Source organism: Bacillus sp. JJ675, from assembly GCF_036963165.1.
Taxonomy (GTDB): Bacteria; Bacillota; Bacilli; order Bacillales; family Bacillaceae; genus Bacillus; species Bacillus glycinifermentans.
Genome location: NZ_JBALMR010000036.1, coordinates 17,211 through 29,050 on the forward strand (window position 1 = coordinate 17,211; position 11,840 = coordinate 29,050).

General features: G+C 47.1%; 9 protein-coding genes and 1 pseudogene. 9 read left to right on the top strand and 1 reads right to left on the bottom strand.

The annotated features are described in order from the left end of the window. Window positions 1-54: 54 nt before the first annotated feature. From V7126_RS10255 to V7126_RS24065, 5 genes are all read left to right on the top strand, one after another. Window positions 55-1,317 (top strand): hemolysin family protein, encoded by a 1,263-nt coding sequence (locus V7126_RS10255; protein ID WP_373688043.1) that lies wholly within the window; start codon window positions 55-57, stop codon window positions 1,315-1,317. Window positions 1,318-1,555: 238 nt separating this feature from the next. Then, on the top strand, window positions 1,556-2,287 hold the full coding sequence (locus tag V7126_RS10260; RefSeq protein WP_046129956.1) for a GH12 family glycosyl hydrolase domain-containing protein: 732 nt from the start codon (window positions 1,556-1,558) through the stop codon (window positions 2,285-2,287). A 91-nt stretch (window positions 2,288-2,378) separates the two neighbouring features. Continuing rightward, entirely contained in the window at window positions 2,379-4,064 is a 1,686-nt protein-coding gene (locus V7126_RS10265; RefSeq protein WP_335497564.1) for a glycoside hydrolase family 13 protein, read from the top strand. A gap of 36 nt (window positions 4,065-4,100) precedes the next feature. Beyond that, window positions 4,101-4,502 (top strand): secondary thiamine-phosphate synthase enzyme YjbQ, encoded by a 402-nt coding sequence (locus tag V7126_RS10270; RefSeq protein WP_046129948.1) that lies wholly within the window; start codon window positions 4,101-4,103, stop codon window positions 4,500-4,502. 249 nt (window positions 4,503-4,751) lie between these two features. After that, on the top strand, window positions 4,752-4,874 hold the full coding sequence (locus V7126_RS24065; RefSeq protein ID WP_302052233.1) for a hypothetical protein: 123 nt from the start codon (window positions 4,752-4,754) through the stop codon (window positions 4,872-4,874). Here the strand turns inward: V7126_RS24065 and V7126_RS10280 are convergent. Then, complete coding sequence (locus V7126_RS10280) at window positions 4,854-5,591, bottom strand: protein-glutamine gamma-glutamyltransferase (RefSeq protein ID WP_335497565.1); 738 nt, start codon at window positions 5,589-5,591, stop codon at window positions 4,854-4,856. The two genes, V7126_RS24065 and V7126_RS10280, sit on opposite strands and share 21 nt — an antisense overlap. A 176-nt stretch (window positions 5,592-5,767) precedes the next feature. On the opposite strand from V7126_RS10280, the gene tlpB (V7126_RS10285) reads away from it, so the two are divergent. The 4 genes and pseudogenes from tlpB (V7126_RS10285) to V7126_RS24075 all read left to right on the top strand — a co-directional run. Beyond that, window positions 5,768-7,753 (top strand): methyl-accepting chemotaxis protein TlpB, encoded by a 1,986-nt coding sequence (gene tlpB, locus V7126_RS10285; protein WP_046129950.1) that lies wholly within the window; start codon window positions 5,768-5,770, stop codon window positions 7,751-7,753. 144 nt (window positions 7,754-7,897) lie between these two features. Beyond that, window positions 7,898-9,844 carry a methyl-accepting chemotaxis protein TlpB gene (gene tlpB, locus V7126_RS10290; RefSeq protein WP_335497566.1) on the top strand — a complete coding sequence of 649 codons (1,947 nt, stop codon included), beginning with the start codon at window positions 7,898-7,900 and terminating at the stop codon, window positions 9,842-9,844. A gap of 273 nt (window positions 9,845-10,117) precedes the next feature. Beyond that, window positions 10,118-10,966: pseudogene (locus tag V7126_RS24070) on the top strand (cache domain-containing protein); the annotation flags it as partial. Window positions 10,967-11,179: 213 nt separating this feature from the next. Continuing rightward, window positions 11,180-11,840, top strand: a 661-nt coding sequence (locus tag V7126_RS24075; protein WP_438823801.1) for a methyl-accepting chemotaxis protein, incomplete at its 3' end; no start/stop codon positions are given.

The window sequence follows — 11,840 nt, forward strand, 5'->3', positions numbered from 1 at the left end:
CTTACCATGTTTGGTAAGGGTTTTTTTTTGAATATCTTGAATGTCATACTCGTCATGCTTTTAATCGCAGCTACGGCTTTCTTTGTCGTCGCAGAGTTTGCGATTGTCAAAATTCGCGGCACGAAAATCGATCAATTGGTTGCGACCGGAGATGTGCGGGCGATCGCAGCCAAAAGGGTTGTTTCAAACCTTGATGAATATTTATCCGCCTGTCAGCTCGGCATTACCATTACGGCTCTTGGACTCGGCTGGCTGGGGGAGTCGACGTTTGAAAAAATCATCCACCCGGTATTTGCCTACGTCGGGATGCCTGAATCTGTTTTAAGGATCGCGTCGGTCGTAACGGCTTTTGTCGTCATTACCTTTCTTCATGTCGTAATGGGAGAACTTGCACCGAAGACGGTTGCGATTCAAAAAGCGGAGGCTGTCAGCTTATGGACGGCGAGGCCGCTTATTATTTTCTATAAAATCATGTTTCCTTTCATTAAATTATTAAACGGCTCAGCCAGCGCGCTGGCCAAGCTGTTCGGCTTTCATTCGGTGAAGGAGCATGAAGTGGTAATCAGCGAGGAAGAGCTGAGGATCATGCTTTCCGAGAGCTATAAAAAGGGAGAGATCAACCAGTCGGAGTATAAATATGTCACAAAAATCTTCGAATTTGACAACCGGCTGGCAAGGGAAATTATGGTGCCGAGGACGGAGATTGCGGTGATTTCGTCGGATCAGTCGATGAAGGAAGCGATTGAAACGGTCATGAATGAACGCTATACAAGATATCCGGTGATAAAGGATGATAAAGACCATATTATCGGCATCATCAACAGCAAGGATCTCTTTAAATCGTACTTTCTCGATCAGACAATTGATTTGTCCGAGCTGATGAGGCCGGTCATCAGAGTGATCGAAAGCATCCCCATCCAGGAGCTGTTGATCAGAATGCAAAAAGAGCGCATCCATATGGCGATCCTTGTCGATGAATATGGAGGAACGGCCGGCCTTGTCACCGTTGAAGACATTTTGGAAGAAATCGTCGGGGAAATCAGGGACGAATTTGATCAGGATGAAATGCCGCATATCGTTAAAAAGGGCGAGCATCATTATATCATGGACGGCAAAGCGCTCATTGACGAAGTGAATGACCTGCTTCACATCGCGATCGAAAACGAAGAGGTCGACACGATTGGCGGATGGCTCCTCACGCAAAAAATGGAACTCAAAAACGGCGATATTTTCCGTTCGGAGGGATGCGAATTTAAGATTCTTGACGCTGAAGATCATCATATTCGCTTTGTCGAAATCAAAAAAACGGATTTTTAAATTGCAGCTGCCGGGACCGTGCGGCTGCTTTTTTAGTTCTATAGCCGCTGTTTGCTTCCTGTCTGAAGGGTAATGTGAAAAAGATAAGAAGATGTATTCATGGGAAATCATGACTTTTTGCGAATGTACTGTTGTCCAATCTCTTTTATAATATCGTCTGTACATCATATAAGGAGGTTTTGAAAACGTGAACAGACATGCCGTAAAATCAATTCTTCTATTTGGCATCGCATGCATCATGTTATTGGCGGGGCCGCTTACGGCCTTTGGAGCTTCGTCCTCAACCCCGTCAGACAAAATATATTTTAAAAACAAAAAGTACTACATTTTCAACAATGTATGGGGAGCTGATCAAGTCAGCGGCTGGTGGCAGACCATTTATCATAACAGCGATTCCGATTTAGGCTGGGTATGGAATTGGCCGAGCAGCACAAGCTCTGTGAAGGCGTATCCGTCGATTGTCAGCGGTTGGCATTGGACAGAAGGCTATACGAAGGGAAGCGGACTACCGACCCGTCTGTCAGATCGAAAAAATATCAACACAAAAGTCAGCTATTCGATCAGTGCGAACGGAACGTATAATGCCGCCTATGACATTTGGCTGCACAACACGAATAAAGCGAGCTGGGACACTGCTCCAACCGATGAAATCATGATTTGGCTGAACAATACAAACGCCGGGCCGTTAGGTTCTTACGTCGAAACTGTTTCAATCGGCGGCCACAAATGGAACGTGCACAAAGGATATGTAGATGCAGGGAACGGCAAGGGCTGGAATGTGTATTCCTTTGTCAGAACATCAAATGTTCAAAGCGCAAGCTTAAACATCCGCGACTTCACAAACTACCTCGCGGATTCAAAGAAATGGCTCTCTAAAACCAAATATGTCAGCAGCGTCGAATTCGGAACGGAAATTTTCGGAGGGACGGGACAGATTAACATTTCCAATTGGGATGTTACGGTCCGCTAAAGGTGATACCGCCGCTCTTTTAAAAGGGCGGTGATTTTTTTGCGCTTTTTTCTATATATATCAAACGAAATAACTGATAAGGAGTGTGCTGATGACAAGGGCATGGTGGAAAGAGGCGGTTGTTTATCAAATTTATCCGCGCAGCTTTATGGATTCGAACGGAGACGGTATCGGGGATATTAACGGAATCAGGGCAAAGCTTTCTTATATAAAAGAACTGGGGGCTGACGCCATCTGGATTTGTCCCGTTTTTGATTCGCCGAATGCCGACAATGGCTATGATATTAGAGATTATCAAAGCATCTTAAAAGAATTCGGGTCGATGGACGATTTTGACGCCTTATTGTCTGAGACCCATCAGCTCGGCATGAAGCTTGTCATCGATCTTGTCATCAACCATACCAGCGATGAGCATCCATGGTTTATCGAATCAAGGGCTGATAAAGAATCGCCGAAACGCGACTGGTATATTTGGAGGGACGGGAAAGACGGCGGTGAGCCGAATAATTGGGAAAGCATATTCGGCGGCTCCGCCTGGACGCATGATCGTCAAACTGATCAGTATTACCTGCATGTATTTGCGGAAAAACAGCCTGATTTGAATTGGGAAAACAGCGGCATGCGCCGCGCCGTATACGGGATGGTGAACTGGTGGATTGCAAAAGGAATAGACGGTTTCAGGGTGGATGCGATTTCCCATATTAAGAAAAAGGAAGGGCTCCCCGACCTGCCCAATCCGAATGATCTTCCCTATGTACCTTCCTATGATTATCACATGAATGTTGACGGGATTATGGAATTCCTTCGGGAGCTGAAGCAGGAAACGTTTGCAAAACACAGGCACATCATGACGGTCGGGGAGGCAAACGGGGTCAAAGCGGATGAAGCGGCAGAATGGGCCGGCGAGAAAAACGGGGTTTTCAACATGATTTTTCAGTTCGAACATCTCGGCCTTTGGGACATTGAGGGAGGAGCGCGAATCGATATCGTTGAACTGAAACGCATTTTGTCAGACTGGCAGACCAGCCTTGAAGGGGTGGGATGGAATGCGCTTTTTACGGAAAACCATGATCAACCCCGCTCTGTTTCGGTATGGGGGGATGACGGGACATACAGAAATGAGAGTGCGAAAGCCCTGGCTGCTATGTATTTTTTAATGAAGGGTACGCCTTTTATTTATCAGGGGCAGGAAATCGGAATGACAAATGCTGCGTTTTTCGATATCGATGATTATGACGATATTTCCGTAAAACATTATTATGACAGGCAAAGACAAGCCGGCAGATCACACGAAGATACGATGAAAGCGATTTGGAAGAGGAGCAGGGATAATGCGAGGACGCCGATGCAATGGACGGATTCCGGCAATGCCGGCTTTTCAAGCGGAACACCGTGGCTGCCCGTTAATGAAAATCATCGCTTGATCAATGTCGCCTGCCAGCAGCAGGACCCGGATTCGATCTACCATTTCTACAAACGGATGATCGCCATCAGGAAACGGCATGATGTGTTTATTGACGGCGCATTTGAAATCATCCTTGCGGAGGACCCGCAAATTTTTGCCTATTTGCGCAAGCTTGAAGGAGAAACCGCGCTAGTGATGGCAAATCTCAGTCCGGATTCCGCGCTTTACCGTCATCCCGCTTACCCTTTATCGAGCGGCGGACTCTTGCTTTCCAATATCGCTATAAAACCTCATCAGCATCTGACTTCGTTTATGATGAAGCCTTATGAAGCACGGGTTTATGTCCTGCCAAAACAGGAGATCGGAAATTGACAGCGAATTGAAGATGAAAGAAAGGAGCAGATTGACATGTTGAAAAAAATAGCCATTCAGACGAACAAACGGGATGAAATGCTCGATATCACTGACGAAGTGCAGGCATTTATCAGCGAAGAGGAAGTATCCAGCGGCGCTGTTATCGTCTATTGCCCGCATACGACGGCGGGCATCACGATCAACGAAAATGCCGATCCCGATGTAAAACGGGATATGCTGAGGCGGTTTGACGAAGTGTATCCATGGGAACACCGGCTTGACCGCCATATGGAAGGAAATACTGCGGCACATATGAAGTCGAGTACAGTCGGTGCGTCGCAGCATATCATCATTGAAGACGGGAAGCTGGTGCTCGGGACATGGCAGGGGATTTATTTCTGTGAATTTGACGGTCCGAGGTCGAGGACGTGTTATGTTAAAATCATCGCCGGCTAAAAAGAGGAAATACGATGAATGAGTTTATGAAGGGTTATCGCTACCCGTCATACAGGCGCCGCCGACGCCCGCACTTGCTGCAGCCGTCCCCGAGCTGAAAAAACGGGGCTGTTGTGCGGTCTTAGTGAAAGAGACAGTTCTGCTTGAAGAAAGGAGAATGGATCTCATCGTCGTCCAAGGAAGCGAAGCGGGCGGCCGCAAGGGAACTTTCTGCAGACGAAAGGAGAGCCGGCCGGCGGCTCGACGGCCTTGATTCTGCAAGCTGCCGATCATGTGTCTGTGCCGCTCATTGCGGCCGGCGGCAGGAAAACAACCGTAAAGGAACTGCTGGATCAGCTTGTGCCGTCCGAGCTATCTAACCATCTGGTATAATGTCGGAATATCAACCCGCGTGGTTTGGGCAAGAAGGTGGGCGGACGTCTGTGCACCGGGCTTTCTCAGCCGGTTCAGCTTTTCAATGATGCTTCCCGCACTCAAAATGCCTAAGCCGTGTGCCGCATATTGGTCATTGCCTAAAAAAATGGCGTTTTCCCCGCGCCATTGGGGTCTTGACGGGTCGAAATCGGGATTTTGGAAATACAGGCAGTCTCCCGGAAGAAAATCGTTTCCTTTTTCGGTGAAGATCGGCAGCTTCTCATAATGCCAATCATATAGAATGATCCTGTCATAATGCCTGTCAAAAGCCTGATCGCCGATCGTCCTGACCAGCGCCATATAAAAGATGATGACGATCGCGGTCGCACATTCAAACGCGTAAAGAGAACCGCTTCCAAAAATGTTTTTAATCGCATTGGAAGCGGACGCTCTGTACCTCAATTCTAACGCTCCTTCCGGCGTCACCCTCCAGAACGCCTCATTGCCATACGTCTTTGAAAAAGTGGCAAACTTTGCTCCGCTGTTGATCAGCGCTTTAGCCGATTCGACGGTATGTTCCCTGAAGCTGAGTTCGAACAGCAGCTCGCGAACCGCATCATATCTATACTGTGCAGGCATTGAAATCATCTGATTGACGATGTTCTTTTGCATTTGGCTGATGTTCAGTTTCTCCGCGTCTTCCGGGCGAAGCCAATATCCTGAAATATTGATCATAAAAAGCACCCTTTTTCCTTTTTTATTATCGTATGCCTAAAGCTTGGGCAGGGGAAACGGCGGCATCGATTCGCGAAAGGGCTGTTTTTTGAAAATTACTTTTTTTCTTTTTCGATGTAAAAACGGGCCCCTTCTCCGATATTAAATGAGTAAATCGATGAAAAGGGGTAAGGAAAATGAAAAGGGTATTGGATTGGATCAAGCGTCCGTCTATTTCAAAAAGATTAATTTTCTCATTTATTCTGGTTTTGACAGTTCCGATTCTCGTACTTGCGGCAAGTTCGTATTATACGGCCAGCAGCACGCTTAAAGAAGAAATCATGAGAAACGCGAAAGCCAATGTCGATGAGTTAAATGATATTATCAACCAAACTGTCGGGAGCAAGGAAACCGATGTGTCTTATTTTAGCGAATGGATCAATAAAAAGGCCTATACCGAAAAAGGACAGGCTTCTTTAAAAGAAAAATTCGAACAGTACATTAAGCAAAACAAAGATGTCGAGCTTGTATACACAGGATCTAAGGAAAGCGCCTATACTCAATATCCGAATGCAAAACTGCCGAGCGGCTATAACCCGGTTGAGAGGGATTGGTATAAGCAGGCCGTTGAGAAAAAAGGCGAGACGATCGTCACTGAACCTTACAAGTCTGCTTCAACAGGCCATATGGTCATAACAATCGCCAAGCAAAACGACGATGGCTCAGGCGTTGTCGCGCTTGACATGAACATCGACCAGCTGATTGAATCGGCAAACAGCGTCAGCATCGGAAAAAGGGGATTTGCCTTTATTTCAAGCGCTGAAAAAAAATACGTAGCCAACCCGAAAATCGAGGCCGGAACCGAAGTCGAATCAAGCTTGTCAGAGCAGATGTACGGCAAGGAAAAAGGTATGCTCACATACAATGATCAGGATAAGGAGATGCAGACGGTTTATACGACAAACAAGCTGACAGGCTGGAAAATCGGCGGAACGATGTTTACGGATGAAATAACAGATGCGGCACAGCCCGTTTTCAACATGGCGGCAATCGTTTTGGCCGCCGCAATTGTCCTTGGCGGCATTCTTGTATACTTCATCGTCCGTGCCATCAGCAAGCCTTTGAATCAGCTCGTATCATCGGCGAAAAGCATCAGCAACGGCGATCTGACGCAGAAAATCGACGTCCGCTCAAATGATGAGCTCGGACAGCTCGGCACAAGCTTTAATGAGATGGCTGAATCGCTGCGCTCTCTGATCAGCGCCATTCAGGAATCGGTCGAGCATGTGGCGTCTTCTTCAGAACAGTTGACGGCAAGCGCAGATCAGACGAGCAAGGCGACGGAGCACATCACACTGGCCATCGAGCAATTCTCCAACGGGGCTGAAAGCCAAAGCGAAAAAGTCGAGGCGAGCTCGCACAGATTAAGAAACATGGATGACAGGTTAAAGGATATGACCCGGGTATCAGAAGAGATAACAGATTCCTCGGTACAATCGACAAAAATGGCCGAAACGGGCGGGAAGCTCGTGCAAAAAACCGTCGGCCAGATGAATTCAATCGATCGCTCAGTCAAACAGGCCGAAGGCGTCATTAAAGGGCTTGAAGCCAAATCAAAGGATATTACGGCAATCTTGCGCGTCATCAACGGCATCGCCGATCAGACGAATTTGCTGGCGCTGAACGCTGCAATCGAAGCCGCACGCGCCGGGGAGTCGGGCCGCGGATTTTCCGTCGTTGCTGAAGAGGTGCGGAAGCTGGCCGCCCAATCGGCAGGCTCTGCTAAAGAGATCGAAGATTTAATACAGAAAATCGTCAAAGAAATCGAACATTCCCTTACGATGTTCCAGTCGGTCAATCATGAAGTGCAGTCAGGTTTGAAAATCACCGAAGAAACCGAGTCCAGCTTCAAACATATTTATGAAATGACAAATGAGATTGCCGGCAAGCTGCAAACGATGAACGCAGCGGTCGAACATCTGTCAAAAGGCTCGCAGGACGTATCGGAAGCTGTCGGGGACATCGCCGAAGTCTCAAGAGAAAATACCGCCGGCATTCAGGACATCGCCGCATCTGCGGAGGAACAGCTGGCATCGATGGAAGAGATCAGCTCGTCCGCGGCGACGCTTGAGCAAATGGCTGAAGAACTCCGCGACCTGACGAGAAAATTTAAGATTGAATAATAGAAGGAGCTGCCTGGCAGCTTCTTTTTGTTGTTTATTTTTAGAATATTTCAAAACACTTAAAAAAGTTTTTTTATATACATAAATATGATAAAGGTCCGATATTAATTTCATGAATTTGAAAGCTAAAAGGAGTTATATCATATGAACAAACTATTGGAATGGATCAAACGTCCGTCAATTTCCAAAAAGCTGTTTTTAAGTTTTCTATTGGTTTTGACGGTTCCGATTTTGGCGCTCTCCTTCAGCGCCTATCAAACCGCGGGAAGCACCCTTGAAAGCGAAATTATGAGAAGCGCCCGCGACAATGTTGAACAGTTGAATGAAATCATTGATCAAAATATCGAAAAAAAAGAAAATGCAGTTTCATATTTCGGCGACTGGATTAATGAAAAGCTCTATAAAGAAAAGGGAAACGCTACGTTGAAGGAAAAGTTTGAGCAATACGCAAAGCTCAACCAGGATGTTGAAGCCATCTATACAGGCTCAAAAGACGGCCTGTTCGTCCGCTATCCTGAAGAAAAGATGTCAAGCGATTATAATCCTGTTGAAAGAGACTGGTATAAAAAAGCCGTTGAGAAAAAAGGCGAAGTGGTCGTTACAGATCCTTATAAGACCGCTTCAACAGGAACGACGGTTGTCACGATTGCAAAACAAACGGCAGACGGCTCAGGGGTCGTCGCGGTCAACATGAAAATAGATGATCTGATTAAAACGACGAAGCGTGTCAATATCGGAAAAGACGGGTTTGCATTTATTGCAAGCGCGGATAAAAAATATATCGCCCACCCGACAATCAAAGCCGGAACGGAAGGCCAGGGCGATTGGGTTACACAGATGTACGGCAAAGAAAACGGTTCGTTTAAGTACACCTTTGAAGGCAAAGAAAAGCAGATGGCTTTCACAACAAATAAATTAACCGGCTGGAAAATCGGCGGAACGATGTTCACAGATGAAATAACACAAGCGGCGCAGCCGGTCTTCAACATGGCCGTAATCATTTTAGCCGTCGCGATTGTGCTTGGCGCCATCCTCGTCTACTTCATCGTCCGCGGCATCAGCAAGCCTTTAAATCAGCTCGTATCATCGGCGAAAAGCATCAGCAGCGGCGATTTGACGCAGCAGATCGAAGTGAAGTCAAAAGACGAATTCGGTCAGCTCGGCACGAGCTTTAACGAAATGGCCGAATCATTGCGCTCATTGATCAGCGTCATTCAATCGTCGGTTGACAATGTGGCCGCATCTTCTGAAGAACTCCACGCAAGCGCTGCGCAGACAAGCAAGGCGACTGAGCACATTACTATGGCGATCGAACAATTTTCGGACGGAAACGAAAGCCAGAAAGAAAAAGTGGAAGCAAGCGCGCATCAGCTAAATAAAATGAATCACGGGATTCATGACATGACAAAAACATCGGCTGCCATTACCGATGTCTCCGTAAAATCAACCGAGATCGCCGGAAAAGGCGAGGAGCTCGTTCAGCGGACGGTCGGCCAAATGAATTCGATCGACCGGTCAGTCAAACAGGCAGAATCTGTTGTCAAAGGGCTTGAAGCCAAGTCAAAAGACATCACAAGCATACTGCGCGTCATCAACGGAATTGCCGACCAGACGAACCTGCTGGCGCTGAACGCCGCAATCGAAGCAGCGCGCGCCGGAGAATCCGGCAGAGGCTTTTCAGTCGTTGCCGAAGAAGTGCGGAAGCTGGCTGCACAGTCGGCAGGCTCTGCTAAAGAGATCGAAGACTTGATTCAGGAAATCGTCAAAGAAATCGACAACTCGCTGAATATGTTTAAATCGGTCAATCATGAAGTTCAGTCAGGGCTTGAAATAACCGATGAAACACAGTCAAGCTTCAGAACGATTTACGATATGACAAATGAGATCGCCGGCAAGCTGCAAACGANNNTATCCGGCGCCGTCGAAGAGATAGCGGACGTTTCCAGAGAGAGTTCGGCAAGCATCCAGGATATCGCCGCTTCAGCGGAAGAGCAGCTTGCCTCAATGGAAGAGATCAGCGCATCCTCTACGACCTTGGCGGAGCTTGCTGAAGAACTTCGCGATCTGACAATGAAATTTAAAATCGAATAATGAAAGCACCCGGGCGTTCCCCGGGTGTTTTTTTGGCGATCTGCTATTATAAAAAATTAAAAAATCAATAAAAAATTTTTTATAAGAATCCGATATTAAAAATATAAAAGAAAAGGGGTCAACTAGAATATGTCAAAAATGATAAATTGGATCAAACGTCCCTCAATTGTAAAGAAATTAATTCTTTCATTTTTGTTAATTTTAACCGTTCCTATTATCGTGCTCTCTTACAGCGCCTATCATACGGCCAGCAGTACGCTTGATACAGAAATCATGAGCAATGCGCAGGAAAACGTAAAACAGCTCAATGACATTATCGATCAGAATATCAGCCAGAAATCGACGGCTATATCCTACTTCAGCGACTGGATTAAAGAAAGTGCGTTTAAAGAGAAAGGCAACGCCACTTTAAAAGCAAAGTTTGAACAGTACGCCAAGCTGAATCAAGATGTTGAAGGCATTTTCGCCGGATCAAAAGACGGGCTGTTCGTCCGCTATCCGTTTCAGGAGATGCCGAGCGGATATAATCCGGTTGATCGGGACTGGTATAAGCAAGCCGTTGAAAATAAAGGAAAAGTGATCGTTACAAATCCATATAAGACAGCTTCAACCGGAACGCTGGTCGTCACAATCGCCAAGCAAACGTCAGACGGCTCCGGGGTTGTGGCGGTCAACATGAAGATTGAAGCGCTGATTAAAGCAACCGACCGCGTCAAGATCGGGAAAAAAGGCTACGCCTTTATCACAAGCGCCGACAAAAAGTTCGTTGCCCATCCGACAAAGGAAGCGGGCACAGATATTGGAGACAGCAGCTGGTCCAAGCAAATGTATGCAAAAGATGAAGGCATCGCTAAATTTAACCTGGACGGCGACAAGCAGATGGCTTTTGCAACAAACAAGCTGACGGGCTGGAAGATCGGCGGTACGATGTATGCGAATGAAATCGAAGAAGCGTCCCAGCCTGTTTTGTATGCCGCTCTCATCACGCTGGCCGTTAGCATCGCAGCGGGCGTGATCCTGATGTTCTTCATTATCAGATCGATCACAGGACCGTTAAGCGAGCTCGTTTCTTCGGCGAAAAGCATCAGCGCCGGCGATCTCACGCAAAACATCAACGTCCGCTCCAAAAACGAAATTGGACAGCTCGGCATGAGCTTTAATGAAATGGCTGAATCATTGCGCTCGCTGATCGGCGTTATCCAAACGTCCGTGGAAAATGTGGCGTCTTCTTCAGANNTGGCGATCGAACAATTTTCAAACGGAAATGAAAGCCAAAGCGAGAAAGTCGAAACAAGCTCCCAGCAGCTGACTCAGATGAACAAGAGACTGCTTGAAATGTCTAAAGTTTCCGCTGCGATTACTGATTCGTCCGCACAATCGACGCAAATCGCCGGTGCGGGAGGAGATCTCGTCCAGCAAACGGTCGGACAGATGAATTCAATCGATCAGTCCGTGAAACAGGCGGAATCTGTCGTCAAAGGACTTGAAGGAAAGTCAAAAGATATTACGGCCATTCTCAGAGTGATCAACGGCATTGCAGATCAAACGAATTTATTGGCGCTTAATGCCGCGATTGAAGCGGCAAGGGCCGGCGAAGCGGGACGCGGCTTCTCGGTCGTAGCTGAAGAAGTGCGCAAGCTGGCAGAACAATCGGCATCCTCTGCGAAGGAAATCGAAGGCCTCATTCAGGAAATCGTTCAGGAGATCGGAAAATCGCTTGACATGTTCCAGGCCGTCAACCGCGAAGTTCAGTCCGGGCTTACGATTACGGACGAAACGGACAAAAGCTTTAAGCAAATCTACAATATGACGAACGAAATCGCGGAAAAGCTAAAGGACATGAACGCGGCTGTTGAACAGCTCTCAGCAGGGTCTGAGGAAGTCGCAGAAGCCGTTGAGGAGATTGCCGATGTTTCAAGGGAAAGCTCGGGCAGCATTCAGGATATCGCTGCCTCGGCGGAAGAACAGCTCGCTTCAATGGAAGAGATCAGCTCGT